This window comes from Litoreibacter albidus (assembly GCF_900107015.1).
In the GTDB taxonomy this organism is placed as follows: domain Bacteria; phylum Pseudomonadota; class Alphaproteobacteria; order Rhodobacterales; family Rhodobacteraceae; genus Litoreibacter; species Litoreibacter albidus.
This window is the reverse complement of sequence record NZ_FNOI01000002.1, coordinates 36,674-61,867: the sequence shown is the minus strand read 5'-3', so window position 1 is coordinate 61,867 and position 25,194 is coordinate 36,674. Positions and strand designations below refer to the sequence as shown.

The following is a 25,194-nucleotide window of genomic DNA, read 5'->3' as shown; positions in this document are numbered from 1 at the left end:
CTAGGGCTGGCCGTCTAGGGTGGCGCCTATTTTCTCAACGAGTTCCTGCGTCGCGACATCCAGCCATGTTCGCAGGCCATCGACCATCTCGACATAGCTCGCCAAAGGCTCCGCGAGGAACGGCAGACGCTGCGCTATCTGTGGCGCATAGGCATAGAGCACCAGAAGGCACACCGCCAACAGCAGCATTGAACCAAAGCCGAGCCGGAACCCGCTGCGCTGGCTTTCGATCGCGTCGCCACCTTCCGCTGCAATACGGGCTGCTTCGGCTTCAGCTTCGGCGGCCTCTGGTGACAAGGTGGAGTTGATCTCTTCGATGTCTGGGAACAGCTCTTTCTTCGCGTGCGGGTCCTCGCGGCGAGGGGCGGCCGCCAAGGCCTCATCGTCGTCTTCAATCGTCGAGCTTTGCGGGTCCAAGCCACGCCGCCGTGCCATGCGGTCACGCGCGGCGGATGCCCGAACCTCGGAGTCTGTGTCGTCCAGCCCCAGATTGGGTTGCGTCTCAATGCCAGCCGTCTCCGCATTGCGGGCTGCGGTTTCTCTGGCGACCTCTTCGTGAATGATGTCCAGTGCGTCGGGGTCTATGGATGGTTTGCGCGGTGTCAGCCCCGCGGTCGCGGCTGTTGCTGCGGCAAGCGCTGCCGCGTCTGCATCGTCGTCGGGTTCCGTTACAGCTTCATCTTCTGTCGCTGGCGCAGGGGCGTCTGGCTTGGCGGCGTCATCGTGGGGCTCGGGGCCAGGTTGGAACCAAGTCGTCGTGCAGTTGGAGCATTGCACGTCCCTGCCTTCAGCCGGAACGAGGCTGTCGTCGACTTCATATTCTGCATCACAATTTGGGCAAACCAGCCGCATGAAAACCCCGCTTTCGCGCGCTAAAGCCTTGGCGCGCCTCATATCTCATCAAGTCTTAGCCTGTGGAAAAGCGTATTCCAAGCATTGTTGTTTCCAATTGATTGCAACTGTTGCCGCCTATGGCGTAATTGTTGCGCAATCAATTTTGGAGCTTCCGTAGTGATCGAACTGGAAAACGTAGCCTACAGCTATGGCGGGGGCGACTTGCTGACCGACATTTCTCTGCGGCTGCAATCGGGATCTTTTCATTTTTTGACCGGCCCGTCGGGTGCGGGAAAATCCACATTCTTGAAGCTGTGCTATATGGAGCTAGCGGCGTCAAAAGGCTTGGTGCAGGTATTCGGGCAGGATGTTGCGGCACTCGGGCGTGATCAGATTGCGCTCGCCCGTCGCCGAATTGGCGTGGTGCATCAGGAGTGTCAGTTTCTGGACCACCTGTCGGTGGCAGAAAACATAGCACTACCGTTGACGGTCTCGGGGCGCGATGTGGCTGCGGAAAGCCAAAACCTCTCCGATTTGATCAGCTGGGTTGGCTTGACCAAGCAACAAAATCAGTTGCCGCCCGAGCTGTCAGGCGGGGAGCGTCAGCGCGCGGCCTTGGCCCGCGCGGTGATCATGGGGCCTGACGTCATTTTGGCGGATGAACCCACTGGCAACGTCGATTGGGAAATGTCGCAGCGCCTTATGTCGCTGCTGATCGAGCTTAACAAAATGGGCAAATCGGTTCTGGTCGCAACGCACGATCTGAACCTTATTCGCACAACCAAGGCGCAAGTCTCCGCGCGGGTGCTGCGGATCAAGGATAAGCGCCTGCAACTTGCGGGGGCAGACCTGTGAGCATTCTGGTCAAAATACAAGGTGTGCTGACGGCCGCTGCCGAAATCGCTGGGGGTGACCGCGCGGCGGACCGCGTTGTGCCGCCGACGGGCTTCACCGCTACGTTAACAACTTTTACGGCAGGGGCGATGGCCTTCCTTGCCGTTTTCGCACTTGCGCTGTCATTGGCGACGGGTCGATTGGCGGAGCGTTGGGCGAGTGAACTTGCGCAGACGTCGACAGTGCGCATTTCCGCCCCGCTTGAGGAGATTGAAGCGCAGACGTTGGCCGCGCAAGAAGTGTTGCGCACGACGCCGGGCGTTTTGCGGTCGCGGATCATGTCAGAAGAAGAGCAGATGCTTTTGCTGGAGCCATGGTTCGGGCCCGATTTGCCGCTGGAAGACCTGCCGATCCCAAGGCTGATAGAAGTGGTCGAGGATGAGAACGGCTACGACGCGGCCGGACTGCGACTGCGTCTGGCGGGGGAGGCGCCAGGCGCTTTCTTGGACGATCACACGCGGTGGCGGCGACCATTGGTATCTGCGGCAAACAGGTTGCGCAGCTTGGGCTGGGTCGCGATTGCGTTGATCGCGCTGTCAACGGGCGCGATGATTACGCTAGCGGCACGCGCGGCGCTGGCCGCCAACGCGCAGGTGATAAGGGTCACGCGGCTGGTGGGCGCACGCGACGTTTACATCGCGCGAGCCTTTGTGCGCCGGTTCACGATCCGCGCCCTGCTCGGCGCGTTTGTCGGAACTGTTGCGGGATGCCTAGCCATAGTCTTGCTGCCCAGTGCGGCAGACGAGGGTGCCTTCCTGACCGGCTTGGGTTTCCAAGGGTGGCACTGGCTTTGGCCGTTGACGATCCCGCTGCTGGCGGCTTTGGTGGCATTCTGGGCCACACGTAGCGCGGCGCTGCGCACGTTGAATGAGGTAACATGACTATGAAGTACGCCGTGCAGTGGATCCGCTCTTTGCTGTTTAACATGTCGATGTATCTCGCCATGCCAGTGTATGCGATTGTCTATCTGCCGTGGGCGATCATTAGCCCGCAGGGCGCGGTTGCGGCCTGCCACGGGTACTGTCGCTATGTAAAATGGACGGCAGGTTGGATGATCGGGCTGCGCTGCGAAGTGCGCGGCACGCCACCAACTGACGAGGTACTGGTGGCCGCAAAGCACCAGTCGTTTTTAGATATCATCATGATTTACGATGCCATCCCGCGCGGGAAGTTCATCATGAAAGCAATTCTTCTCTATGCTCCGATACTGGGCGCCTACGCCTACCGTATCGGCTGCATTCCCGTGAACCGTGGCAAGCGCGGCGCGGCAATATCCAAAATGCTCGCCGACGTAGAGAAGGGCGACAAGTTGCCCGGACAGCTTGTTATATACTCCCAAGGGACGCGCTTGGCCCCCGGTGTGAAGAAACCCTACAAGGTGGGAACAGCGGTCCTTTATAAGCAGTTGGGGCAACCCTGTTATCCCGTGGCAACGAACGCAGGCGTTTTTTGGCCGCGTCGCGGCGTGTACCGCGCACCGGGCACTGCTGTCGTCGAGTTCTTGCCCCCCATTGCACCCGGCCTGTCGAAGGAAAACTTCCTTACCCAATTGGAGACAGAGGTCGAATCTGCCTCGGATCGACTGTTGGAGGAAGCAGGGTTCTCCAGTGTGGACGCGTAGATGGAGTATCTGACGGATATTGCTGCATTAGAAGCCGCATATGGCACGCCAGCAGAGGCGTCGTTGATCAAGGTCGCCGACAGACTTACCCCAAGTTACCGCAAGTGGATTGAAGCTGCGCGTTTTTGTGTTTTGTCTACCGTCGGGCCGGAAGGCGTGGACGGCTCCCCGCGCGGTGACGATGGTCCCGTAGTGATGGAACTGAATCCTTCCACGCTTGCGATTCCAGATTGGAGGGGGAACAACCGCATTGACAGCCTGCGCAATATTGTGCGCGATCCTCGAGTGTCACTCATGTTCATGGTTCCAGGGTCCGACAATGTGGTGCGCGTGAACGGAACGGCAGGGGTGACCTTGGATGAAGACCTGCGCGCTCGCTTCGATGATAAGGGCCGGATGCCGCGTGCCGTTATTGTCGTGAGGATTGGGGAGGTTTATTCCCAATGTGCCCGCGCCATTATGCGCGCGAACCTGTGGCAGGGCATGGAGCGGCTGGCGGTGCCGTCCGTAGGTGAGATGCTCGCGGAGCTAAAAGACGGCTTTGACGGGGCGTCCTACGATGCCGAGTGGGGTGACCGCGCCAAGACCACGATGTGGTGATAGCGCGGCGGCATGGGTCAGGCCGCGAGGCCTTTTGACCCCAGTTGTAGGTATTTGCTGCGGCGGTCTTTGATCAGCGCGGCGCTGTCCAATTTGGACAGCTCGTCAATCATCTCACCCAAGGCTTTGCCGACACCTGCGATGGCGGATTGCGCGTCGCGTTGCGCCCCCCCGATCGGCTCTGGGATGATACGATCGCACACACCCAATTGTTTGAGATCTTGAGCGGTGAGACGCAAAGCTTCAGCGGCTTCGCGCATTTTTTCGGCATCTTTCCACAAGATAGATGCGCAGCCCTCTGGGCTGATGACCGAGTAGATCGAGTGTTCCAGCATGGCCACGCGGTTGGCGGTGGCAAATGCAATTGCCCCGCCGGAGCCGCCTTCACCAATCACAACCGATACCAAAGGCACGCCGATTTCTAGGCACTTCTGGGTGGATCGGGCGATGGCTTCAGACTGCCCGCGCTCTTCCGCGCCTTTGCCAGGGTAAGCGCCGGGTGTGTCTACAAGTGTAACGACAGGCAGGTTGAACCGGTGTGCGATATCCATCAGGCGGATCGCCTTGCGGTAGCCTTCCGGACGGGCCATGCCGAAGTTACGCTCAATGCGGGACTTGGTATCATTGCCCTTCTCGTGGCCGATCACCATAACGGAACGGTCCCCGAGGCGGGCCAAGCCGCCCATGACCGCGTGGTCATCGGCGAAGTTTCGATCACCGGCCAGTGGCGTGTACTCGTCAAATAACGCCTCAATGTAGTCTTTGCAGTGTGGGCGGTTCGGGTGACGTGCGACCAGACATTTGCGCCATGGCGTTAGGTCTTTGTAAAGCTCCTTAAGCAGGTCCGCCGCCTTGCGATCAAGGGCGGCGGCTTCTTTCTCAATGTCCATTTCCTCGTTCTCGCGGGCCATCGCACGCAGCTCTTCGGCTTTGCCTTCTATCTCGGCAAGCGGCTTTTCGAACTCAAGGTAATTGGTCATAGGGGACTCCAGATTGCTTGGGCGTTATATGACCATGGTTTGCGGCAGATGCAACTCAGCAAGATTTGTGAGTTAGCGTTAAGGTAGTTCAGAACGGGAGAGGTGACGGAGAAGACAATGGCCAACCCTTACGAAGCCCGCCTGCTTCGCGTGATGGAATACATTCATGATAACCCCGCGGGAGATCTGTCGTTGGATGCGCTTGCAGATATCGCAGCGATGAGCCGCTTTCATTGGCACCGCGTATTTCACGGCATGACCGGTGAAACTTGCGCAGACGCGGTGCGGCGCGTCAGGCTGCACCGCGCCGCGTGCTGGCTGGTGCAAAAGGATTGGCCAGTGGCACAGGTGGCGGAACGCTGTGGCTACAGCAACGCCGCGAGCTTTGCGCGGGCTTTTCGGGACGGGTTTGGTCTCACTCCGGCAGCGTTTCGCCGACGTGGCGCGTTGATGTCGCCACGGTCACATAGCCAACAAGGAGAACATGCAATGTATCCAGTAAAGATCGAGACCCGCCCCGAAGGCCGTATGGCGGCACTACCGCATATCGGCCCTTATATGGAGATAGGCGGCAAGTTTCAGGCGCTAGCTGCGATGTTTTCGTCGCGGGGGCTTTGGCCGCAGGCGCGAGGTATGGCGGGGGTTTATTACGATGACCCGAGTGCCGTAGCGGAGGCAGAGCTGCGCAGTCACGCGGGGATTTTGGTGGGGGCAGATTTTGACATGCCAGACGACATGGAAGACCTACCCGTCAGCGCGGGCCGCGTGGCCGTGATGACATTCAAAGGGCCATATTCAGGTCTGAAAGCGGGCTACGATTACCTATACGGTGTGTGGTTGCCCGAAAGTGGGCAAGAACCGCGCGACGCGCCAGCGATGGAGGTGTACCTCAACGATCCGACGGACACGGCCCCGGAAGATTTGTTGACCGAGGTTTGCCTTCCGCTGAAGTAGTGGTTCGGGCCGCTCCTGAGGTATCAGGGCGGCCCTTTTGGGCTAGCCGTTGATCATCTCGAACTGGGATACGATGACCTCGGCTTGTTTGATTGACGCGATGTCGACTAGGCGGCCCTTGTAGACGGTGGCACCTTCGCCGTTGGCCTTTGCCGTTTCCATAGCAGCAAGGATTTCGCGGGCCTCGCCGACTTGTTCGTCGGAGGGGGTGAACACCTCGTTCGACAGTGCGATTTGCTTCGGATGGATCGCCCACTTCCCGACCATACCCAGCACCGCAGAGCGGCGCGCTTGGGCGCGAAAGCCATCGTCATCTGAAAAGTCGCCGAACGGCCCGTCCACGGGAAGGACCCCGTGGGTGCGCGCCGCTGCCACGATTTTGGCCTGCGCCCAGTGCCAAGGATCGGACCAATGCTGAACGCCGCCGTGGAGCATGTAATAGTTGTCTTGCGTGCCGCCGATGCCAGTCGTTTGCATGCCCATGGAGGCCGCGAAGTCCGCCGCCCCGAGCGACATCGCCTGCAACCGCGGTGAGGAGGCGGCAATTTCTTCTGCGTGGGCAATGCCGGCGGCGCTCTCGATGATGACTTCGAAAGTGATTTTCTTCTTGCGGCCCTTCGCGGCCTCAATCGCGGTGACAAGAGCATCGACGGCGTAGATGTCCGCGGCGCAGCCGACTTTCGGGATCATGATCTGGTCAAGGCGCTCAGAGGATTGTTCTAGCAGGTCGACGACATCGCGGTACCAGTAGGGGGTATCGAGGCCGTTGATGCGCACCGACAGATATTTGTTCCCCCAGTCGACGTCATGTGTCGCCTGAATGACGTTCGCGCGCGCGATGTCTTTGTCGGTCGGTGCGACGGAGTCTTCAAGATCAAGATTGATGACGTCCGCAGCGGACGCGGCCATCTTCTCGAACAGTGCGGTGCGCGATCCAGGGCCGAAAAGCTGGCAGCGGTTCGGGCGTGCGGGGGAGGCAGGTTGCAAGCGGAAGCTCATGTGTGATCACCGTCAAGTAAGGATGTTTCGTATATGTCCTTCCTGTTGATATGATATTGCGCGACGCTTCGCAAGCGCTGCGCTGCGGCGAAGGCGTGATTTTATTCCCGGCTGTTGGCAAAGCTTTTGGGCGCTATGGAGTGTAGGTGCGCATCCCGCCGAGGCTTCAACAATTGGGACAACACCAGAAAAAATCTGATCCGGCACGGTCGCCACTGGAATAATACCTATCGCTCTTGGGCAATCCGCTTTGCTGAGTTGGAGCCTGAACGCGTTCAATAAGTTCCAAAACTTTCGGACCGATAGCCTCCACGATTAGGGCAACGCCGGAGGCATTCGGATGGATCGCATCGCCTTGCATGTGCTCACGCATCACCATCGCGCGATCCTCGATGCGGGTCAGGCCACCTAGAAAGTCCGGCACCAACAATGCTCCGTGCTTGCTGGCCAACTCACTATAGAGCGCGTCGAACTCCGCTTTGTAGTCGGGGCCGTAGTTGTTGGGCGTGTCGATCCCCGCCAGCAACACGGGCAGATCGCGCGCGGCGATTTTGGTCAAAATGGCGTCAATGTTTGAGCGAGCTTGCGATGGCGGCAGGCCGCGCAGCACGTCGTTCCCGCCCAAGGCGACGATCACCGCATCAACCTCTGGCGTCAGGGTCCAGTCGACACGGGATAGGCCACCAGCAGTGGTGTCCCCTGAGACGCCCGCGTTGATCAACACCACGTCTGCGCCGTTGACCGTCAGCCAGTTTTGCAGTTGGGGGACGAAGCCATCTTCGGGTGCTAGTCCGTAACCTTGGGTTAGGCTATCGCCGAGCGCTGCGATGGTTACTGGCTCCGCAACGGCTGGGCTGGCCAGTGCTGATGCAATCGTGAGGTTGCGTAGCACCCGCAACGGGCTATCTAAGAGAGGTTGCCTCAAGCCCAAGGACCAAGAAATGACCGACCCCGTGATGCGCCTGAAAGATGTGACACTGTCTTTGGACGGAAATGCGGGGGTGGTCGAGATCCTCAAAGGCATCACGCTGGATGTCGAAGCGGGTGAAACCTTGGGGCTTACGGGCGCATCTGGGTCAGGCAAATCGTCTCTCCTAATGGTGATGGGCGGGCTTGAGAGCGCCACATCGGGTCTTATATCCGTGCTTGGCCAAAATCTAACGCCCATGGGGGAGGACGGGCTGGCACGCTTTCGTAGAGACAATATGGGGGTCGTGTTCCAATCTTTCCATCTTATTCCTACGATGACGGCTTTGGAAAACGTGGCTTTGCCGCTGGAGCTGGCAGGGGAGGCGGATGCCTTCGGGCGCGCAGCGCTTGAACTGGAAGCTGTGGGCTTGGGTGCGCGTGGCGATCACTACCCGTCACAAATGTCCGGCGGTGAGCAGCAACGCGTTGCATTGGCACGCGCTGTGGTCGGACGACCGAAGATTTTACTCGCAGATGAACCAACCGGAAATCTGGATGCCGCGACTGGTGCGATGGTCATGGACTTGCTGTTTGACCTGCGTGACAAATACGGCGCGACCTTGATCCTGGTGACCCACGCCCCAGAGCTAGCGTCGCGGTGCGACCGTGTTGTCCAGCTTCGGGATGGTCAAGTGCTTAGCGACACTCTGGCGGTGGCAGCGCAATGACGCTTGCATGGCGGATCGCGCGCCGTGAACTGCGTGGAGGGCTGCGGGGCTTCTGGGTGTTTCTTGCTTGTCTGACATTAGGTGTGGCCGCAATCGCGGCCATTGGCACCGTGCGCAGCGCGATTGAGGCCGGATTGACCGAACAGGGCGCCGTGATTCTGGGAGGGGACGCTGAGGTGCAGTTAACCTACCGTTTTGCCGAACCAGAGGAGCGCGCGTTTTTCGAGGGTTTGGGCAGTGTGTCAGAGATCGTCGACTTTCGGTCCATGCTGGCAGCTGGAGATGAGCGCGCGTTGACGCAGGTAAAAGGCGCCGACGATATGTATCCGCTGTATGGCGAGGTGACGCTAAATCCGAAGATGACCGTGCAACAAGCTCTTGCAGGGCGCGACGGGATGCCGGGCGCTGCGGTTGATCCGGTGCTGCTGGCGCGGCTGGGCCTTGATATAGGCGATCATGTGAAGCTGGGGGCGACGGAGTTCATTGTTACTGCCGCATTAGAGCGGATGCCCGACAGTGCTGGGGCCGGGTTTTCTTTGGGGCCGCCGACGCTCGTGGCCAGTCAAGAATTGACGTCCGCAGGGTTGTTGGCACCGGGGACACTGTTCGAAACAGAATACCGGATAAAAACACTAGAAGGGCTGGATCTGGACGCGGCGCAAGCCGAGGCCGAGACCGTGCTGGAAGGCACTGGCTTTCGCTGGCGCGACAGGCGCAATGGCGCGCCCGGGATCTCGCGTTTCGTGGAGCGGTTGTCGGCCTTTCTTGTACTGGTTGGCCTCACCGGATTGGCGGTCGGTGGCGTAGGTGTGTCGGCGGCTGTAAGGGCTTACTTGGCAGGTAAAACGGAAGTCATCGCCACCCTTCGCAGCCTCGGCGCGTCGGGCGCATTGGTGTTTCAGGTGTACCTCCTGCAAGTGGGTGCGTTGGCGGCACTGGGCATTGTGATGGGACTGGTTTTGGGCGGTCTCCTACCCTTGGCGTTTGGGCCGATTATCGAGGCTAGTTTGCCGGTCCCTGTTGATTTAGCGCTTCGCGTGCGGCCTTTGGCGGAGGCGGCGCTTTATGGCGCGTTGGCTGCGGCTGTGTTTACCCTTTGGCCGTTGGGGCAGGCGGAACACATCCGCGCCGCCGCCCTGTTCAGGGACGCACAAAGTGGCATCAAGGGCTGGCCAAGGCCGCTATGGATCGCCGTGTGCGGCCTGCTTTTTGCCGCGCTTATTGGCGCGGCGGCGTGGTTGTCCGGCTTAGTGGTTCTCACGCTTTGGGCCGCCGCTGGTATCGTCGCGGCGTTCGTGTTGCTGGTTCTGGCGGCGCTTGGCGTCAGGGGGCTGGCGCGGGTTGCGGCGCGGCGGCTACGCGGGTTCAAAACGCTACGTTTTGCGTTGGGGGCCGTAGGTGGGCCAGGGCGCGATGCGCAGGCTGTAGTAGTGTCACTCGGGTTAGGGCTGTCTGTCTTAGCGGCCGTTGGGCAAATTGACTGGAACCTTCGCAATGCAATTGCAGGCGATCTGCCCGATGTCGCGCCGAGTTATTTTGTGGTGGATGTGCAGCCGGACCAATTGGAGCCATTGGTGGCATCGCTGACCGCGCGCCCCAGCGTCTCAAAGGTCGAGAGCGCACCGATGTTGCGCGGGGTAATCACGCGGATAAACGACCGCCCCGCAACGGAGGTCGCGGGCGATCACTGGGTTGTGCGCGGTGACCGCGGCGTGACCTATGCTGATGCGTTGCCAGCGGGTACGAAAATCACTGAAGGATCATGGTGGGGTGAAGGGTATGACGGCCCCCCGCAGATCAGTTTTGCTGCTGAAGAGGCTGCCGAGATCGGCTTGAAACTGGGTGACGACCTGACGGTGAACGTCTTAGGGCGCGACATCACCGCGACGATTACCAGCTTCCGAGAAGTCGATTTTTCGACTGGCGGCTTAGGGTTCGTACTGTCGATGAACGCGGCCGCGCTTAGCGGGGCTCCGCATACGCATATCGCCACTATCTATGCGCAAGAGGCTGACGAAGGCGCCATCCTGCGCGACATGGCAAAGACCTATCCAAACATCACCGCAATTCGCGTTCGGGACGCAATTAACCGCGTGAGCGAAGTATTGGAGGGTATTGCGGCTGCCATCACATATGGTGCGCTTGCGACGCTGTTCACAGGGGCGATTGTGCTGATCGGCACCGCGGCGGCTGGCGAGAAAGCGCGGGTCTATGAGGGGGCTGTGCTGAAGACGTTGGGCGCATCGCGGGCTGCGGTATTGGCCAACTTTGCGTTACGCTCCGCGTTGTTGGGTTTGACGGCGGGCGTGATCGCTCTTGTTGCGGGCGTTGCGGCGGGCTGGGCTGTCTCGGTCTTCGTGATGGAGACAGAGTTCCAAGTCGCGTACGGCTCGGCGGTTACGATCATACTCGGCGGCATACTGGCCACGTTGGCAACTGGGCTCATGTTCGCATGGCGTCCGTTGGCAACGCGGCCAGCGCGCGTGTTGCGCGCCCGCGAGTAAACTCTTTACTGCAGGTCTGAAAACGCGGCCTGCATGCGGGCCACGGCGTCTTCGACGACCGCCCGTGGGGCTGCGATGTTGAAGCGCAAGAAGTCTTCGCCGCCGGTGCCGAATGTTGGCCCGTGGTTGGCAGCGATCTTGGCGGCGTTCTGTGTGCGGTCGGTGAATTCCCGACGGCTCATGCCGGTGCCGGAGAAGTCGACCCACGCCAAATACGTCGATTCCATCCGCATGGATGACAGGCCTGGAATGGCATTGATGCCCGCATCGAAAATCTTGCGATTGGTGTCGAGATAATTGACCAACTCATCGACCCACGCCGCGCCCTCGGGGGAATAGGCTGCGGTTGCCATAAACAACCCGAAGCTGTTCGGGCTCAGGCCAAGTGCGGCCATACGCGCGGCAAATCGGGCGCGCAGATCAGGGTCCGCAATGATCACGTTGCCCGAGTGAGAGCCCGCGATATTGAAGGTCTTGGTCGTCGCGGTCATCATCACGAGACGATCCTCGATACCCGACAAGTTCGCCATCGGAATATGCGTGTTGCCCGAGTAGACAAGGTCGTGGTGGATTTCGTCGGACACAAGGATCAGATCGTGTCGCTTGGCAAAGGCCGCGACGGCCTGTAGTTCGCCCTTGCTCCAAACCCGCCCGCCGGGGTTATGAGGGGAGCAGAGGATTAGCATGGTTTCATTGCCGGTCATTTTAGCGTCGTAGGCGTCGAAATCCATCTCGTAGCGACCGTTAGTGTTTACCAGCTCGCATTCTACGACCTCGCGGCCCGCCGCTTTGATGACTTTGGCGAAGGCGTGGTAAACAGGGGTAAACAGCACAATGCCGTCGCCCGGTGCGGTGAAGGCATCGACACACATCGCGGTGCCATTGACCAACCCATGTGTTGTGAAGATGTGGTCCGTGTCCAACGCCCAATTGTGGCGCGTCTTCATCCACCATTGGATCGCCGCGCGATAGGCGCTGTCGTCGCCAAAGTAGCCGTATATGCCGTGGTCGGACATCTTCTGGATGGCGTCTTTGACACATTGAGGGGGCTGGAACTCCATATCGGCGACCCACATTGCGATGCCTTCGTCTGGCGATACCCCGTAAAGGGTCTCCATGCTGTCCCATTTCACACAATGGGTGCCGCGGCGGTCAATTTGGGTGTCGAAACTCATGGATCAGCTCTCCTTGTTGGTCAGTGCAAAGTTGCGGGTTTCCCGTTGGGCTGCAAGGGTCAATGTTCGCGCGGACCTTAGCTGGCTGAATTTCCAGCGATTGCTACACGAGCCGCCTGTTTAAGCGTCGTCGCGCGTCCATTCGCGCCATGCGAGTGTTGTAACTTGGGTGAGGACCATCGTGGCGGTGATCGCGAAAGCGGCAGTGCTGGCGTGTAGCTCCACCATGTTCCGTGAGGCAAGCAGGGCAAGTACCAGCGCGAACTGCAGGCCGACCAGATACGCATTCCGGCAGGACAGCTGTTGGCTTGTTTTCGCATAGTCGCTGGTCAGCGTTGGGTCAGTCCGTGCAAAGCGTGCTAAGCGTAGCAGTGGAAGCCCGCCCCTTAGCCCTGTGAATACACCCAGAAGCATTAAGCCCCCGCCAATGACCAGCATTGCACCGAAAGGTTGTGCCCAAACCATCGCCCCGCCCAATACGTATAGCCACGTACCCACAGTCGCGATGGTGACATGAACTAAACTCCGATGTCGCGAATCCGCAATCTCATCCGGTGATGTCACGGAGGGAAGCGGTCTGTAGAGAAAGCCCTGAAACAGCAGGGCCGTCAGAAAGGTCGCTCCGCCGAGCGCCCAATACACGAAGGGCGTTCCATCAAAATACTCTGCAAGCCAGCGACCCGAACCGGCGGTTGTAATCCCGACGACGCCTAACGTGGCGTTGATCCAACGGGCTAAGGCTAGGTCTTCGGCAATGCGCATGGCGGGATATCCCATGTGTATAGCCCCCACCGGCAAATTAGATGGGGGTAGATGTGGCGTCAAGCTTGCGGCCGGATGCCCTTGTTCCGCACACGTGAAAGCGCTATCTGGGCGGCATGAAACGCTCTATTTTGATCCACCCCGACCCGCGTCTGAAAAAAGTGGCTGCGCCCGTTGCTGACGTCTCTGACGCGCTTCGGGCTTTGGCAGATGACATGCTGGAAACCATGTATGACGCGCCGGGCATTGGTTTGGCCGCGCCGCAAATCGGCATCATGGATCGGCTGATCGTGCTGGACTGCGAGAAAAACGAGGGGGACACCCCGCGTCCTATGGTGATGTTCAACCCTGAGGTTGTGGCCTCTTCAGATGAGCAGAACACCTACGAGGAAGGGTGCCTGTCCATACCGGAGCAATACGCGGATGTGACACGCCCTGCGGATGTAACCGTCCGGTGGATGGATCGTGACGGCGAGGCCTGCGAGGAAACCTTTGGCGGGCTTTGGGCGACATGCGTTCAGCACGAGATTGATCACCTTGAGGGTAAGCTTTTCATCGACTATCTGCGCCCGCTAAAACGGCAGCTGATCACCCGCAAGATGGTGAAGCTAAAACGTGAAATGGCGCGAAGCTGATGGGACTCTCCATCGTGCAGCACCCCGATCCTGTGTTGCGCCAACTGTGCCAACCGGTGCTGGATGTCGCGCAAACGCGCAATCTGATCGCCGATATGTTTGACGCGATGTATGCGGCAACGGGGCGCGGACTTGCCGCGCCGCAGGTGGGGCAAGCCATTCGCTTGTTCGTGATGGACTGCACCTGGAAAGAAGGCACGCGCAGCCCTGTCGTCATGATCAACCCTGAGTATCTATCGCGGTCTGCCAAGTTGCAGCGCAACGAAGAGGGCTGTTTATCCATCGCGGATCACCCTGTTTGGGTCGAGAGGCCAGAGCGGGTTGAAGTGATGTGGATTGACGAAACTGGCGCCCAAAAACGTGGCGCGTTCGAGGGCTTCGAGGCCGCGTGCATTCAGCATGAAATGGACCACCTCGATGGGGTCTTGATTTTGGATTACGAGGACCAACCATGAAGCGTGACTACGTAATGTGGCCGGACAAGCGGCTGCGCAGTATTGCGCAAGACGTGACAGAAGTGACGGATGAGACCAAGGCTATTTGGGCGGACATGGTTGAGACGATGGACGCCATGCCGGGCGTCGGGCTGGCCGCCGTGCAGATTGGGGTGATGCAGCGTTTGGCCGTGGTGGACGCCTCGGACCAGCGTGGACAGGCCGTGCTTATGGCAAATCCTGAGGTGCTTCATGCAAGTGCCCAGTTGCGCGAGCATGAAGAGGCTTCCCCGAACCTGCCAGGTGTGTCGGCGGTCATTGAGCGCCCCCGTGCTGTGACGGTGCGTTTTATGAACGTATCCGGTGACATGGAAGAGCGCGATTTCGTGGGCATTTGGGCAACCTCGGCCCAGCACCAGATCGACCACCTCAAAGGCAAAATGTATTTTGACCACCTTAGCCGCACCAGGCGCGAGATGTTGATTAAGAAGGCGAGGAAGTTGGCACGATGAAGCTTGTGTTTATGGGCACGCCAGAGTTTTCGGTTCCCGTGCTGGATGCATTAGTTGATGCAGGCCATGAGGTTGTTGCCGTGTATTCCCAACCGCCGCGCCCAGCTGGTCGCGGCAAGAAGGACCGCCCGTCGCCCGTGCAAGCACGGGCAGAAGAGCTGGGCCTGAGTGTGCGTCATCCTGTGTCCTTGAAGGGCGCGGGGGAACAAGCCGAGTTTGCGGCCCTAGGTGCCGACATCGCTGTTGTGGTCGCCTATGGGCTTATACTGCCGCAAGCCATCTTGGATGCGCCGGAGCACGGCTGCCTGAATATACACGCGTCCTTGTTGCCACGTTGGCGGGGCGCTGCCCCGATCCACCGCGCGATTATGGCGGGGGACACGCATACGGGCGTTTGCATAATGCAGATGGAGGCGGGCTTGGATACCGGCCCCGTGTTGCTACGCGAAGAGACCCCGATCGCGGAGGGCGAGACCACTGGCCAGCTTCATGATCGATTGAGCCAGATGGGCGCGCGGATGATCGTCGATGCGGTCGCGGAATTGCCCTCTTTGAAACCGGAGCTGCAGCCGGAGGAGGGCGTGACCTATGCTTCCAAAATCGACAAGGCAGAGGCCCGTGTTGATTGGTCGCGAAGTGCTTCGGAGATTGCACGCCAGATAAATGGCCTGTCACCGTTCCCCGGTGCATGGACGGAGGCCGATGGCGAGCGGATCAAACTGCTTCGCGCTTCGCAGGCTACCGCGAAGCTTACCGCTGGGGCGGTAGATGCGGTTGGTGATGCACTGGTCGTAGGCTGCGGTGAAGGTGCCATCACAGTGCATGAGCTGCAACGCGCGGGCAAAAAAGCGGCGAGCGCCGCGAGTGTTTTACTTGGCTGGACGCCGCCCGACAGATTCACCTAGGGCGCTACACGCGCGGTGGGCGGCTTTTGTAGACGGGCAAACTCCACCCGAAGGCCAGCGATCCCATGCGCAGAACAAGCGTCGCCCCCGCGCAGCCGATGAGGGCGACGGACAGTGGTTGACCTAGGTACAACAACGCCAAGGCTGCGCCCGCCCCAACGAACGCGCAGGTCACGTATAGCTCCCCTTGTTTCAGGACGAGTGGGACCTCGTTACACACAACATCGCGCATCAGGCCGCCAAAACAGCCGGTCGCTACCCCCATGATAAGCACGATCGGCCAAACCGCCCCAACCGCAATCGCGGCGGCCACGCCCGCGGGCACAGCTACCGCAAGCGCCAAGGCGTCGATCCACAGGATTGTGCGGTAGCGGGATTCCAGCAGGTGTGCCGTGAAGAACACCACGAATGCAGCGGCTGATGCGACCATGATGATACTTGGGTTGCTGATCCAGAAGACCTCGCGGTCCAAAATGATGTCGCGCACCGTGCCGCCCCCAACAGCGGTGAGGCAAGCAATAAACACGAACCCCACGATATCAAGTTGTGCACGGCTGGCGACCAGCGCGCCGGTTAGCGCGAATACAAAAACGGACGCATAATCGAGCAGGGCCAGTGCGGTCATTTCTTGTACGGCGCCATGCCAGCGCGCGCCAACTCATCGGCGCGCTCGTTCTCGGGGTGGCCAGCGTGGCCTTTGACCCACTCCCATTTGACGCGGTGACGGGCTTGCGCGTCGTCCAAGCGCTTCCACAGATCAATGTTCTTGATCTCGCCGCCCTTTTTCTTCCAGCCCTTTGCCTTCCAGCCATGGATCCACTTGGTGATCCCGTCTTTGACGTAAGAGCTATCGGTCACGACGGTCAGCTCTGATGCGCGGCTCAGCGTTTCCAGCACGTTGATCGCGGCGAGCATTTCCATGCGGTTGTTGGTGGTGTTGGCCTCGCCGCCCTTGAGTTCCAGCTCTTTGACAACTGCGCCGCCTTCGCGTGCAATCAAGATGGCACCCCAGCCGCCCGGTCCGGGGTTTCCGGAGCAAGCGCCGTCAGTGTAGGCAAATAGATCAGGCATGGGCGGTCACAATCATGAAGGGTTCAGGCCCGCGTACGAGGCCGGGCATTTCGCCGTGGCGAATGGTGTTGAGTTTGAAGCCTGCGTCGCTCAGCAGATCGCGAAGTTCGGCTTCTGTGTAGTATACGTAGAACCGACCGGCTTCGTCGCGCTCCTCTGAGTTTCCTGTTTTGAGGCCAAGATGCAGCAAACCGCCTGGTTTCAGGGCTCTATGAATGGCGGCCAAATGGCGGGGCATGTCGGCGCGGGGCGCGTGGAGGAGAGAGAAGTTTGCCCAAATGCCGTCGTAGAGGTTTTGCGCGGAAAGCTCATCGAAGCTTTGAACTTGCGCGTTCACCCCGTGGCGTTCCTTGGCAATCGCAACCATTTCAGGAGAGGCGTCGGTGGCTTGGACCTGCAAACCTGCCTCTGACATCATCCTTGCGGAGTTTCCCGGGCCACAGCCAAGGTCAAGCACTCGTCCGCCTTGCGGGATGGCGTCGAGGAAGGCTTGTAAGTCACCATCAGGCTCGGTTCTAGAAACCAGATTTGCGTAGTCCTGTGCCTTGGAGGCGTAGGCTTTGAGTGTTTCTTGGTCGCTCATGAATGAATACCGTTTGGAATATGGTTAGAGCAGGTTGATCAAGCGGGTGTTCGCAGCACGCGGGGGACCTTGAACTCGACGTTCTCAACCGCGGTCTCGATGACTTCCTCGGTCACGTCGTAGCGATCTTTGAAGGCGTCGATGACCTCGTTGATTAGCACCTCTGGCGCGGATGCGCCGGCGGTGATCCCGATGCTGTCGATCCCTTCTAACGCCCGCCAGTCAATGTCCGCCGCGCGTTGCACCAGTTGCGCATAAGAGCAGCCAGCTTTTGCGCCAACTTCGACGAGTCGCTTGGAGTTGGAGGAGTTCGGCGCGCCGATGACAAGCATCGCTTTGGTCTTCGTGGCCATCGCTTTGACCGCTTCTTGGCGGTTGGTGGTGGCGTAGCAGATGTCTTCTTTGTGCGGTCCGATGATCGCGGGGAAGCGGGCGTTCAGTGCCGCGACCACGTCGGCGGTGTCATCGACGGATAGGGTGGTCTGGGTGATAAAGGCTAGTTTGTTCGGATCGCGCGGCGCGATGCTCGCAACGTCGTCTGCGGTTTCTACCAAGATCACTTCCCCTTCAGGGAGCTGCCCCATAGTGCCGACTGTTTCGGGGTGACCTGCGTGGCCGATCATGACCATCTGTAGACCGTTGGCGTGATGGCGTTCGGCCTCGATATGGACTTTGGAGACGAGCGGGCATGTCGCGTCCACATATATCATTTCGCGTTTGGCAGCGGCGGCCGGAACCGCTTTGGGCACCCCATGCGCGGAGAAAATCACGGGGCGGTCGTCGGGGCATTCGTCCAACTCTTCCACGAACACTGCGCCTTGATCGCGCAGGGCGTCGACCACGTATTTATTGTGCACAATTTCGTGGCGCACATAGACGGGCGCGCCCCACTTGCTCAGTGCCATCTCAACAATCTTGATGGCGCGGTCGACGCCAGCGCAAAAGCCGCGCGGCGCGGCGAGATACAAGGTGAGGGGGGATTTGGTCATGGTTGGGCGCTCCTGCTTGGTCCTGAATTAGGGGTTGGGCGGCGTGGGGTCCAGTGTCGCCTCGCGGAAAGTTGTGTTTTTAGGTTGTTGACCCTCCACCCGCTGGAAGCTGGATAAGGCGACTCCAAGCAAGGAGCGACCAAAGATATGAAGCGAAAGATGACTGTGGGCTTGGCCCTGCTAATGGCGCTAACCGCGCAAAGCGCGGACGCGCAGTGGCTGAAGCCTTCTGCCGACCCGAACATCATTGGTGAGGGGAAGTTGATCTACGACGGTGCTTGTGCGGCGTGCCATGGCACCAATCTGGAAGGCCAAGAGAATTGGCGCGAGCGGGGCCCTGACGGCAAATTGCCAGCCCCACCGCATGATGCCTCTGGCCACACGTGGCACCACGCCGACGAGCAGCTGTTCGCGATAACCAAATACGGAACGGAAGCGTTAGTCGGGGGCACCTACGAAAGCGATATGCGCGGGTTCGAGGATGAGCTTACCGATGCGCAGATTAAGGCTGTCCTCGCGTACATCAAAAGCACTTGGCCCGCTGAAATCCAAGAGCGCCACACCGCGATGAGTCAGTAGGCCAGTAGGACCGGCCATCTTCCCTGCGTGCTGCTTGGGAGCACATAAACCGCAGCGCTAAGGGTTAGAAAAGCAAAACGCCGGAGCATTGCCCCGGCGTTTTACGATTATTCAGTTGTTTCGCGTTCCCTCGGCTCGCGCGCGAAGCCTACATCACCTTCCCGAGGGGGGCGACCTATGACGTCACGCAACTCGTCCAGCTCGATGAAGTTGTCAGCCTGACGGCGGAGTTCATCAGAGATCATTGGCGGGTTGGACCGGATCGTCGACACGACCGATACGCGCACACCTTTGCGCTGGATAGCTTCGATAAGAGGGCGGAAATCACCGTCGCCGGAGAAGATCACGATGTGATCGACGTGCGGCGCTAGCTCCATGGCATCGACAGCGAGTTCGATATCCATGTTGCCTTTGACCTTACGCCGACCTTCGCGGTCCGTGTACTCTTTGGCCGGTTTTGTGACCATCGTGAACCCATTGTAGTGCAGCCAATCGACAAGTGGCCGTATGGGGGAATAGTCGTCGTTCTCTAGTAGTGCTGTGTAGTAGAACGCGCGAAGCATTTTGCCGCGACGCATGAACTCGTGTCTGAGGAGCTTGTAGTCAATGTCGAACCCCAAAGACTTGGCTGCGGCGTATAGATTCGACCCGTCTATAAACAGCGCCAACCGTTCGTCTTTATAAAACATTAAATGTCCTTCCGATAATCGTTCAGCCCAACTAATAATCCCCGAGTGAAGGGCGCAGGCGAACGCGCTTCAACGAACATAAGGAAAAATGCTTATGCCGCAACCCAAGGAGGGTCGCAAAGAGCTGATAATAGCCCATGTTGCGCTGGGTAGTAACGTGACGTCAAGCTCAGGGTCGCCTAAAATCACGCTGCAAGAGGTAAAGACGGCGGTTTCTTGCGATTCGGTTGACGTTGTGGCGGAGAGCCGCTTTTACCAAAGCCCTGCCTTTCCGGCGAACAGCGGGCCCGACTATGTCAACGCCGCGATAACCGTAGCGACCAGCCTTTCGGCAGAGGCATTGTTGGCCCATCTTCACGACGTCGAGGCCCGTTTTGATAGGGTCCGTGAGGTGCGCTGGGCCGCGCGTACGCTGGATCTGGACCTGCTGGACTACGCCGGGCTGGTGTGTCCTGATGCCGACACGGTGACGCATTGGGCGCAGCTCCCGCTGGATCGACAACTCAAGGACACGCCGGAGCAGTTGATTTTACCGCACCCGCGCATTCAAGACCGTGCGTTCGTGCTGATTCCTTTGGCGGACATCGTGCCTAACTGGGTGCATCCAATCACGTCGCAGACGTTGCAGAGCCTTCTGTCTGCGTTGCCGCAGGCGGAAAAAGACGCGATTTGCCCTTTGAACTGATAGATATGGCGGGTTTTGAGGTTGTATTTAGCTGTCAACGGTCCTAATTGTGCGGTCTGACATCCCCTGTGAATGACTGGAGTCCCCAATGGCCCGCGTGACGGTTGAAGATTGCGTAGACAAAGTTCCTAACCGCTTTGAGCTGGTTATGCTTGCGTCCCATCGTGCCCGCGAAATCGCGGCTGGTGGTGCCCTGACTGTGGATCGTGACAACGATAAAAACCCAGTCGTTTCGCTGCGCGAGATCGCAGACGAGACCCAAACTGCTGACGAGCTGCGCGAGCGCATGATCGAAAGCAACCAAACGCAGATCGAAGTGGATGAGCCAGAAGAAGACGCTATGGCGCTTCTGATGGGCGTTGAGCAGGACAAGCCTGCTGAAGACGACATGTCCGAAGAGAAGCTGCTGCGGGCCTTGATGGAAGCACAAGGGCCTAAATAAGGCCCTCAAGAATGGCGACGGACCACACGGATGATTTCTGACAGCGACCTGATCGCATTGGTCCGCGCCTACAATCCCAAGACGAACGAAGCTCTGATACGGGATGCCTATGCTTATGGTGCAAAGATGCACGAGGGGCAGACGCGGCATTCCGGCGAGCCCTATTTTACCCACCCGGTTGAAGTCGCAGCGCTTCTGACGGAGCAGCGTCTGGATGATGCGACAATCGTGACGGCGCTTTTGCACGACACGATTGAGGACACGGGTTCGACGTTTTCCGAAGTAGAGCGGCGGTTTGGCTCCGAAATTGCAGAGCTGGTGAACGGCGTTACAAAGCTCACCAATCTTGAGCTGAGTTCGACCGAGACGAAGCAAGCGGAGAACTTCCGCAAGCTCTTCATGGCTATGTCGAAGGATCTGCGGGTCATTCTGGTGAAGCTTGCTGACCGTTTGCATAACATGCGGACGATCAAGCACATGCGGCCGGACAAGCAGGTCCAGAAGGCGCGTGAAACGATGGATATCTACGCGCCGCTATCAGGTCGCATGGGTATGCATTGGATGCGTGAGGAGCTCGAAGACCTCGCCTTTCGTGTCCTCAACCCAGACGCCCGCGCGTCGATCATCCGCCGCTTTATCACGTTGCAAAAAGAGACGGGCGATGTGGTTCCGAAAATTACGGACGATATTCGTGCGGAATTGGCGCGCGCGAATATTGAGGGCACAGTTTACGGCCGCGCCAAAAAGCCGTTCTCTATCTGGCGTAAGATGGAGGAGAAGAAGCAAAGCTTCTCTCGCCTGTCCGACATCTATGGGTTCCGCGTTATCACCAACTCCGAGGATGATTGCTACCGCGCGTTGGGTGTCATGCACCGCCGGTGGAGCTCTGTGCCCGGGCGGTTCAAAGACTATATTAGCCAGCCGAAAACGAACGGCTACCGCTCAATTCACACGACCGTATCGGGCCGCGACGGCAAGCGTGTGGAAATCCAGATCCGCACGCGCCAAATGCATGACGTGGCCGAGGCAGGCGTTGCTGCTCACTGGGCATACCGCGATGGTGAGCGGGTAGAAAACCCGTTCGCCGTTGACCCTTCCACGTGGGTGTCGACAATGACGGAGCGGTTCGACCACGCGGATGATCACGACGACTTTCTAGAGCACGTGAAGCTGGAGATGTACTCCGATCAGGTGTTCTGCTTCACCCCTAAAGGCGAAGTGATCAAACTGCCGCGCGGGGCGACCCCGCTGGATTACGCCTATTCGATCCACACGCGGATTGGTCACAGTTGTGTCGGGGCCAAGGTGGACGGCCTTCGCGTCCCGCTTTGGACGCGGTTGCGCAACGGGCAATCGGTCGAAATCATCACGGCTGAGGGGCAACGCCCGCAGCCCACGTGGATTGATATTGCGGTAACGGGCCGTGCAAAATCCGCGATCCGCAAGTCGTTGCGGGAAGAGCACCGCGACCGCTATATCAAGCTGGGGCGCGAATTGACCCGCGTGGCGTTCGAGCACATCGGCAAGAAGTCCACGGACAAGGCGCTTGAGACGGCGGCGAAGGAGTTGAGCCTGATCGACGCCTCGCAGCTTTTGGAATACGTGGGATCCACCGAGCTGTCGGCGCGCGAAGTTGTGACGGCGCTTTATCCGGAACTGGTTGACAAGGCCGATATGGATGTTGTGGACAGCAAGCGCCCGGTGGTCGGGTTGCCCGAAGGCGTACAGGTTAAACGCGCGGCGTGTTGTCAGGCGGTTCCAGGTGAACGTATCGTCGGCATCAAGTACAAAGGTGAGGGCGTGTTTGTTCACGCAATTGCCTGCGATGCGCTGGTTGAGTTTGAAGAGCAACCGGAGCGATGGCTGGACATACGCTGGCACGCTGGGCGCCATGCCGCCAGCAATGCAGTGACTGTCGCGCTGACCATCGGTAACAGCTTTGGTGTTTTAGGTCGCATTTGCACATTGATAGGCGAGCAGAAGGCGAATATCTCAGACATGCATTTCATCGACCGTAAGCCGGACTATTTCCAGTTGCTGGTAGATGTGGATGTGCGCGACGCGGAGCACTTGCACGGTGTTATGACCGCGATCGAGGCGGATAGCGATGTTGCCACGTTGGAGCGGCACAGGGACCTTAGCCGCAAGCCGTAAAGAGTAGCCCTGACATGGTTGGGGCAGAGAGGTGAAAGACCAAACGTGTTTAAGCGCCGAACCCCGAAAAGCTGGGCCCTTTGGGCCCTGCATATGATCTGGCCCAAGGGTGGTTGGGGCAGGGCGTTTGGATATGTGAAGCACCGCGTGCGCCGCTTGCCCGATGCACCAGACCGCATTGCGCGGGGGGTTTTCGCAGGGGTGTTTACGACGTTCACCCCGTTCTACGGGTTTCACTTTTTTATTGCGGCGTTCATGGCCAAAGTGATGCGCGGCAACATGTTGGCCGCGCTGATGGCGACTTTTTTTGGCAATCCGCTGACCTACCTGCCCATTGGTGTTGTGTCGCTTAAAACGGGGCACTTCCTGCTGGGAACCGAATTTGAGCCGAACATGAACATCGGTCGGCGTTTCGCGGGAGCGTGGCGGGATCTTAAGGATAACTTCATGGCGATGTTCACCGATGATGTGGCGCATTGGGATCGCTTGTCGGGGTTCTACGATGAAGTGTTTTTCCCATATATGATCGGCGGATTGATCCCGGGCGTGATCGTGGGGACGATTGCCTACTACATAAGCGCTCCTCTGATAGCGGCGTACCAAAACCGCCGCAAAGGCAGGATCAAAGAGAAGCTCGAAGAAATTCGGGCGCGCAAGGCGGCCAAGAAGTCGGACGATACACACGCGCAATAAGCGATGTTGAGGTTGCTGCGCGTTGTCCTATGATCCGCACGAAGGTTACTCAAAGGACTCACTTCATGACCAGCAAGCTCCGCCTTGGCGTCAACATCGACCATGTTGCGACTGTTCGAAATGCTCGGGGCGGCGAGGTGCCGGATCCAGTGCGTGCTGCGCTTCTGGCGCAGGAGGCTGGTGCGGACGGTATCACCGCACATCTGCGTGAAGATCGCCGCCACATTCGCGATGCCGACATGGCAGCGATTAAGGAGGCCATCACCGTCCCTTTGAACTTTGAGATGGCCGCAACGGACGAGATGCAAACTATCGCGCTGGCCACCAATCCGCATGCGGTATGTCTTGTGCCGGAGCGGCGTGAGGAGCAAACCACCGAAGGTGGCTTGGATGTTGCGGGCGACGACAATCGCTTGGCGGCATATATCGCCCCGTTCAAGGCAGCGGGAACGCGTGTTTCCTTGTTCATAGGTGCGGATGAGCGGCAGGTGCGCGCGGCTGCCCGCATCGGGGCCGATATCATTGAGTTACATGCAGGCAGCTACTGTGACGCGCATGCGGAGGGCCGTGTTGATGACCGCGATGCAGAGTTCGTGAAAATGCGGGATATGGCGACGTTGGCCCATTCCCTTGGACTGGAGGTCCACGCGGGCCACGGCTTTACTTTTGACAGCGTGAAGCCGATCGCGGCACTGCCGGAGATCGTAGAACTGAACATCGGCCACTTCATTATTGGCGAAGCGATCTTTACGGGGCTTGGTCCAGCTATCAAAGAGATGCGGCGGCTGATGGACGAGGCGCGCACGTGACCGGAGCGGAGTTTGCGTTGCTCTTGTTGGCGTGGGCTATTGGGGGCGCATCGCCCGGCCCTGCCACATTGGCTATTGCAGGCACCTCTATGGAGCGGGGGCGGGCTGCTGGGTTGGTAGTCGCAGCGGGCATCGTTTGCGGATCAGCTTCGTGGGGGATCGCGGCGGCGTTAGGGATGAGCGCGCTGATGGTTGCAAACGCATGGCTGGTTGAAATCTTGCGCTACGTCGGCGCCGCCTACTTGATGTATCTGGGTTTTAAGGCGCTGCGCTCTGGCCTTTCCGATAAACCGCTGGCCACAGTTCAGGCCAAACGTGGCGGCTTGCGGTCTGTCTACGTGAAAGGATTACTCCTGCATTTGACCAACCCCAAGGCGGTTTTCGGCTGGGGCGCTATATTTGCAATCGCCGTACCACCCGGCTCTGATGCGCGCGTGGTCTGGGAAACCTTTGCCGCGCTTTTCGCGGTGTCTAATGTTGTGTTTTTCGGCTACGCGCTGCTGTTCTCAACTGAGGCGTTTATTCGTGGCTACCAAAAAATGCGCCGCTGGTTTGAAATCAGTTTCGGCCTGATGTTCGGCTTTGCGGGGATAAAAATCCTGACCGCGAGGCTCACATGATACTCGGCATCGGGACCGACTTGGCCAACATCGAGCGTATCGAGGCCACGTTGGCGCGTTTCGGGGATCGTTTTCGCAATCGTGTCTTTACGGAAATTGAGCAACAAAAGGCCGAGCGCCGCAAGGACGTCGCCGGAACTTACGCGAAACGGTGGGCTGCGAAGGAAGCCTGCTCCAAGGCGTTGGGCACAGGGTTACGCATGGGGATCGCGTGGAAGGACATGGCGGTCAGTAACTTGCGAACGGGCCAGCCAGTGATGGAGGTCACCGGATGGGCGGCGGAGCGATTGCGCGAGATGACGCCGGCCGGACATGAGGCTATAATCCACGTCACCCTGACGGACGATCACCCTTGGGCGCAGGCCTTCGTGGTGATTGAAGCACGTCCCGTTGGCGTGGCTGTGCCTTGACTCCACTTCCCTGTGGTCGCATGT

Annotated in this window: 31 protein-coding genes; 20 read left to right on the top strand and 11 right to left on the bottom strand. The window is 59.2% G+C overall.

The features are described 5' to 3' along the window. Entirely contained in the window at positions 1–852 is an 852-nt protein-coding gene (locus tag BLW66_RS05275) for a zinc-ribbon domain-containing protein (RefSeq protein WP_170833402.1), read from the bottom strand. On the opposite strand from BLW66_RS05275, the gene BLW66_RS17855 reads away from it, so the two are divergent. From BLW66_RS17855 to BLW66_RS05255, 5 genes are read left to right on the top strand one after another with little or no spacing between them, the layout of a single operon-like run. Then, a complete protein-coding gene (locus BLW66_RS17855) occupies positions 851–1,012 on the top strand; it encodes a hypothetical protein (protein ID WP_170833401.1) in 162 nt (53 codons plus the stop codon). The genes BLW66_RS05275 and BLW66_RS17855 overlap by 2 nt on opposite strands. After that, positions 1,012–1,689 (top strand): cell division ATP-binding protein FtsE, encoded by a 678-nt coding sequence (locus BLW66_RS05270; RefSeq protein ID WP_089945832.1) that lies wholly within the window; start codon positions 1,012–1,014, stop codon positions 1,687–1,689. Before BLW66_RS17855 ends, BLW66_RS05270 begins: the two co-directional genes overlap by 1 nt. Continuing rightward, positions 1,686–2,609: a cell division protein FtsX gene (locus tag BLW66_RS05265; protein ID WP_425283323.1), complete on the top strand. Its 924-nt coding sequence runs from the start codon at positions 1,686–1,688 to the stop codon at positions 2,607–2,609. The genes BLW66_RS05270 and BLW66_RS05265 overlap by 4 nt, the downstream gene beginning before the upstream one ends. Before the next feature lie 2 nt (positions 2,610–2,611). Further along, positions 2,612–3,349 (top strand): lysophospholipid acyltransferase family protein, encoded by a 738-nt coding sequence (locus BLW66_RS05260; protein ID WP_089945830.1) that lies wholly within the window; start codon positions 2,612–2,614, stop codon positions 3,347–3,349. Beyond that, entirely contained in the window at positions 3,350–3,949 is a 600-nt protein-coding gene (locus BLW66_RS05255; protein ID WP_089945828.1) for a pyridoxamine 5'-phosphate oxidase family protein, read from the top strand. Between the two features lie 17 nt (positions 3,950–3,966). Here BLW66_RS05255 and BLW66_RS05250 read toward each other — a convergent pair whose 3' ends face one another. Beyond that, positions 3,967–4,929 carry an acetyl-CoA carboxylase carboxyltransferase subunit alpha gene (locus tag BLW66_RS05250; RefSeq protein ID WP_089945826.1) on the bottom strand — a complete coding sequence of 321 codons (963 nt, stop codon included), beginning with the start codon at positions 4,927–4,929 and terminating at the stop codon, positions 3,967–3,969. Positions 4,930–5,046: 117 nt separating this feature from the next. Between BLW66_RS05250 and BLW66_RS05245 the strand changes: the two genes are divergently transcribed. Continuing rightward, positions 5,047–5,883, top strand: a complete 837-nt coding sequence (locus BLW66_RS05245) for an AraC family transcriptional regulator (protein WP_089945823.1) — start codon at positions 5,047–5,049, stop codon at positions 5,881–5,883. Between the two features lie 42 nt (positions 5,884–5,925). Here BLW66_RS05245 and BLW66_RS05240 read toward each other — a convergent pair whose 3' ends face one another. Both BLW66_RS05240 and BLW66_RS05235 read right to left on the bottom strand, forming a co-directional pair. Then, complete coding sequence (locus BLW66_RS05240; protein ID WP_089945821.1) at positions 5,926–6,882, bottom strand: L-malyl-CoA/beta-methylmalyl-CoA lyase; 957 nt, start codon at positions 6,880–6,882, stop codon at positions 5,926–5,928. A gap of 166 nt (positions 6,883–7,048) precedes the next feature. Continuing rightward, positions 7,049–7,774 (bottom strand): arylesterase, encoded by a 726-nt coding sequence (locus BLW66_RS05235; RefSeq protein ID WP_244508558.1) that lies wholly within the window; start codon positions 7,772–7,774, stop codon positions 7,049–7,051. Between the two features lie 49 nt (positions 7,775–7,823). Between BLW66_RS05235 and BLW66_RS05230 the strand changes: the two genes are divergently transcribed. Continuing rightward, positions 7,824–8,519, top strand: a complete 696-nt coding sequence (locus BLW66_RS05230; RefSeq protein WP_089945819.1) for an ABC transporter ATP-binding protein — start codon at positions 7,824–7,826, stop codon at positions 8,517–8,519. Next, positions 8,516–11,023, top strand: coding sequence for an ABC transporter permease (locus BLW66_RS05225; RefSeq protein ID WP_089945817.1), 2,508 nt, complete (start codon positions 8,516–8,518; stop codon positions 11,021–11,023). Before BLW66_RS05230 ends, BLW66_RS05225 begins: the two co-directional genes overlap by 4 nt. A 5-nt stretch (positions 11,024–11,028) precedes the next feature. Here BLW66_RS05225 and BLW66_RS05220 read toward each other — a convergent pair whose 3' ends face one another. Together BLW66_RS05220 and BLW66_RS05215 are read right to left on the bottom strand one after the other, a co-directional pair. After that, positions 11,029–12,198, bottom strand: coding sequence for a MalY/PatB family protein (locus BLW66_RS05220; protein WP_089945816.1), 1,170 nt, complete (start codon positions 12,196–12,198; stop codon positions 11,029–11,031). Positions 12,199–12,318: 120 nt separating this feature from the next. Next, entirely contained in the window at positions 12,319–12,975 is a 657-nt protein-coding gene (locus BLW66_RS05215) for a hypothetical protein (RefSeq protein WP_139254524.1), read from the bottom strand. 101 nt (positions 12,976–13,076) lie between these two features. Here BLW66_RS05215 and def (BLW66_RS05210) point away from each other — a divergent pair, with 101 nt between their 5' ends. The 4 genes from def (BLW66_RS05210) to fmt are packed head-to-tail and all read left to right on the top strand — an operon-like array spanning position 13,077 to position 15,446. Beyond that, positions 13,077–13,595: a peptide deformylase gene (gene def / locus BLW66_RS05210; RefSeq protein WP_089945812.1), complete on the top strand. Its 519-nt coding sequence runs from the start codon at positions 13,077–13,079 to the stop codon at positions 13,593–13,595. After that, the gene (def, locus tag BLW66_RS05205; protein ID WP_244508557.1) at positions 13,595–14,050 is read left to right on the top strand and encodes a peptide deformylase; all 456 of its coding nucleotides are present in this window, start codon (positions 13,595–13,597) and stop codon (positions 14,048–14,050) included. Before def (BLW66_RS05210) ends, def (BLW66_RS05205) begins: the two co-directional genes overlap by 1 nt. Next, complete coding sequence (gene def, locus BLW66_RS05200; protein ID WP_089945809.1) at positions 14,047–14,541, top strand: peptide deformylase; 495 nt, start codon at positions 14,047–14,049, stop codon at positions 14,539–14,541. Before def (BLW66_RS05205) ends, def (BLW66_RS05200) begins: the two co-directional genes overlap by 4 nt. After that, positions 14,538–15,446 carry a methionyl-tRNA formyltransferase gene (gene fmt / locus BLW66_RS05195; RefSeq protein ID WP_089945807.1) on the top strand — a complete coding sequence of 303 codons (909 nt, stop codon included), beginning with the start codon at positions 14,538–14,540 and terminating at the stop codon, positions 15,444–15,446. Before def (BLW66_RS05200) ends, fmt begins: the two co-directional genes overlap by 4 nt. A 4-nt stretch (positions 15,447–15,450) precedes the next feature. Here the strand turns inward: fmt and BLW66_RS05190 are convergent, their stop codons facing one another. The 4 genes from BLW66_RS05190 to ispH are packed head-to-tail and all read right to left on the bottom strand — an operon-like array spanning position 15,451 to position 18,089. Continuing rightward, positions 15,451–16,071, bottom strand: a complete 621-nt coding sequence (locus BLW66_RS05190) for a trimeric intracellular cation channel family protein (RefSeq protein ID WP_089945805.1) — start codon at positions 16,069–16,071, stop codon at positions 15,451–15,453. Continuing rightward, positions 16,068–16,517, bottom strand: a complete 450-nt coding sequence (rnhA, locus tag BLW66_RS05185; protein WP_089945803.1) for a ribonuclease HI — start codon at positions 16,515–16,517, stop codon at positions 16,068–16,070. Before rnhA ends, BLW66_RS05190 begins: the two co-directional genes overlap by 4 nt. Then, positions 16,510–17,100, bottom strand: a complete 591-nt coding sequence (locus BLW66_RS05180) for a class I SAM-dependent methyltransferase (protein ID WP_089945802.1) — start codon at positions 17,098–17,100, stop codon at positions 16,510–16,512. Before BLW66_RS05180 ends, rnhA begins: the two co-directional genes overlap by 8 nt. Positions 17,101–17,138: 38 nt before the next feature. Next, positions 17,139–18,089, bottom strand: coding sequence for a 4-hydroxy-3-methylbut-2-enyl diphosphate reductase (gene ispH / locus BLW66_RS05175; protein ID WP_089945800.1), 951 nt, complete (start codon positions 18,087–18,089; stop codon positions 17,139–17,141). A gap of 147 nt (positions 18,090–18,236) precedes the next feature. On the opposite strand from ispH, the gene BLW66_RS05170 reads away from it, so the two are divergent. Further along, the gene (locus tag BLW66_RS05170) at positions 18,237–18,668 is read left to right on the top strand and encodes a c-type cytochrome (RefSeq protein ID WP_089945798.1); all 432 of its coding nucleotides are present in this window, start codon (positions 18,237–18,239) and stop codon (positions 18,666–18,668) included. A gap of 107 nt (positions 18,669–18,775) precedes the next feature. Here BLW66_RS05170 and BLW66_RS05165 read toward each other — a convergent pair whose 3' ends face one another. Then, positions 18,776–19,357, bottom strand: a complete 582-nt coding sequence (locus tag BLW66_RS05165; RefSeq protein WP_089945796.1) for a LabA-like NYN domain-containing protein — start codon at positions 19,355–19,357, stop codon at positions 18,776–18,778. Between the two features lie 94 nt (positions 19,358–19,451). Here BLW66_RS05165 and folK point away from each other — a divergent pair, with 94 nt between their 5' ends. The 7 genes from folK to acpS all read left to right on the top strand — a co-directional run bounded on the left by folK (position 19,452) and on the right by acpS (position 25,170). Further along, a complete protein-coding gene (gene folK, locus BLW66_RS05160; RefSeq protein ID WP_089945794.1) occupies positions 19,452–20,042 on the top strand; it encodes a 2-amino-4-hydroxy-6-hydroxymethyldihydropteridine diphosphokinase in 591 nt (196 codons plus the stop codon). Between the two features lie 88 nt (positions 20,043–20,130). Then, positions 20,131–20,484 carry a DNA-directed RNA polymerase subunit omega gene (gene rpoZ, locus BLW66_RS05155; protein WP_089945792.1) on the top strand — a complete coding sequence of 118 codons (354 nt, stop codon included), beginning with the start codon at positions 20,131–20,133 and terminating at the stop codon, positions 20,482–20,484. Between the two features lie 30 nt (positions 20,485–20,514). Next, a complete protein-coding gene (locus BLW66_RS05150; RefSeq protein ID WP_089945790.1) occupies positions 20,515–22,638 on the top strand; it encodes a RelA/SpoT family protein in 2,124 nt (707 codons plus the stop codon). A gap of 93 nt (positions 22,639–22,731) precedes the next feature. Further along, the gene (locus BLW66_RS05145) at positions 22,732–23,331 is read left to right on the top strand and encodes a DUF2062 domain-containing protein (RefSeq protein ID WP_089945789.1); all 600 of its coding nucleotides are present in this window, start codon (positions 22,732–22,734) and stop codon (positions 23,329–23,331) included. A 65-nt stretch (positions 23,332–23,396) separates the two neighbouring features. Next, entirely contained in the window at positions 23,397–24,140 is a 744-nt protein-coding gene (locus BLW66_RS05140) for a pyridoxine 5'-phosphate synthase (protein WP_089945787.1), read from the top strand. Then, positions 24,137–24,760, top strand: coding sequence for a LysE family translocator (locus tag BLW66_RS05135; RefSeq protein WP_089945785.1), 624 nt, complete (start codon positions 24,137–24,139; stop codon positions 24,758–24,760). The genes BLW66_RS05140 and BLW66_RS05135 overlap by 4 nt, the downstream gene beginning before the upstream one ends. Beyond that, positions 24,757–25,170 (top strand): holo-ACP synthase, encoded by a 414-nt coding sequence (acpS, locus tag BLW66_RS05130; RefSeq protein ID WP_089945783.1) that lies wholly within the window; start codon positions 24,757–24,759, stop codon positions 25,168–25,170. The genes BLW66_RS05135 and acpS overlap by 4 nt, the downstream gene beginning before the upstream one ends. The last annotated feature ends 24 nt before the right edge of the window (positions 25,171–25,194 follow it).

Coding starts and splice junctions, on each gene's coding strand:
- BLW66_RS17855 (WP_170833401.1), top strand. CDS start 851: ATGAAAACCCCGCTTTCGCGCGCTAAAGCCTTGGCGCGCCTCATATCT.
- BLW66_RS05275 (WP_170833402.1), bottom strand. CDS start 852: ATGCGGCTGGTTTGCCCAAATTGTGATGCAGAATATGAAGTCGACGAC.
- BLW66_RS05260 (WP_089945830.1), top strand. CDS start 2,612: ATGAAGTACGCCGTGCAGTGGATCCGCTCTTTGCTGTTTAACATGTCG.
- BLW66_RS05255 (WP_089945828.1), top strand. CDS start 3,350: ATGGAGTATCTGACGGATATTGCTGCATTAGAAGCCGCATATGGCACG.
- BLW66_RS05250 (WP_089945826.1), bottom strand. CDS start 4,929: ATGACCAATTACCTTGAGTTCGAAAAGCCGCTTGCCGAGATAGAAGGC.
- BLW66_RS05245 (WP_089945823.1), top strand. CDS start 5,047: ATGGCCAACCCTTACGAAGCCCGCCTGCTTCGCGTGATGGAATACATT.
- BLW66_RS05240 (WP_089945821.1), bottom strand. CDS start 6,882: ATGAGCTTCCGCTTGCAACCTGCCTCCCCCGCACGCCCGAACCGCTGC.
- BLW66_RS05230 (WP_089945819.1), top strand. CDS start 7,824: ATGACCGACCCCGTGATGCGCCTGAAAGATGTGACACTGTCTTTGGAC.
- BLW66_RS05225 (WP_089945817.1), top strand. CDS start 8,516: ATGACGCTTGCATGGCGGATCGCGCGCCGTGAACTGCGTGGAGGGCTG.
- BLW66_RS05220 (WP_089945816.1), bottom strand. CDS start 12,198: ATGAGTTTCGACACCCAAATTGACCGCCGCGGCACCCATTGTGTGAAA.
- BLW66_RS05215 (WP_139254524.1), bottom strand. CDS start 12,975: ATGGGATATCCCGCCATGCGCATTGCCGAAGACCTAGCCTTAGCCCGT.
- def (WP_089945812.1), top strand. CDS start 13,077: ATGAAACGCTCTATTTTGATCCACCCCGACCCGCGTCTGAAAAAAGTG.
- def (WP_244508557.1), top strand. CDS start 13,595: ATGGGACTCTCCATCGTGCAGCACCCCGATCCTGTGTTGCGCCAACTG.
- def (WP_089945809.1), top strand. CDS start 14,047: ATGAAGCGTGACTACGTAATGTGGCCGGACAAGCGGCTGCGCAGTATT.
- fmt (WP_089945807.1), top strand. CDS start 14,538: ATGAAGCTTGTGTTTATGGGCACGCCAGAGTTTTCGGTTCCCGTGCTG.
- BLW66_RS05190 (WP_089945805.1), bottom strand. CDS start 16,071: ATGACCGCACTGGCCCTGCTCGATTATGCGTCCGTTTTTGTATTCGCG.
- rnhA (WP_089945803.1), bottom strand. CDS start 16,517: ATGCCTGATCTATTTGCCTACACTGACGGCGCTTGCTCCGGAAACCCC.
- BLW66_RS05180 (WP_089945802.1), bottom strand. CDS start 17,100: ATGAGCGACCAAGAAACACTCAAAGCCTACGCCTCCAAGGCACAGGAC.
- ispH (WP_089945800.1), bottom strand. CDS start 18,089: ATGACCAAATCCCCCCTCACCTTGTATCTCGCCGCGCCGCGCGGCTTT.
- BLW66_RS05170 (WP_089945798.1), top strand. CDS start 18,237: ATGAAGCGAAAGATGACTGTGGGCTTGGCCCTGCTAATGGCGCTAACC.
- BLW66_RS05165 (WP_089945796.1), bottom strand. CDS start 19,357: ATGTTTTATAAAGACGAACGGTTGGCGCTGTTTATAGACGGGTCGAAT.
- folK (WP_089945794.1), top strand. CDS start 19,452: ATGCCGCAACCCAAGGAGGGTCGCAAAGAGCTGATAATAGCCCATGTT.
- rpoZ (WP_089945792.1), top strand. CDS start 20,131: ATGGCCCGCGTGACGGTTGAAGATTGCGTAGACAAAGTTCCTAACCGC.
- BLW66_RS05150 (WP_089945790.1), top strand. CDS start 20,515: ATGATTTCTGACAGCGACCTGATCGCATTGGTCCGCGCCTACAATCCC.
- BLW66_RS05145 (WP_089945789.1), top strand. CDS start 22,732: ATGATCTGGCCCAAGGGTGGTTGGGGCAGGGCGTTTGGATATGTGAAG.
- BLW66_RS05140 (WP_089945787.1), top strand. CDS start 23,397: ATGACCAGCAAGCTCCGCCTTGGCGTCAACATCGACCATGTTGCGACT.
- acpS (WP_089945783.1), top strand. CDS start 24,757: ATGATACTCGGCATCGGGACCGACTTGGCCAACATCGAGCGTATCGAG.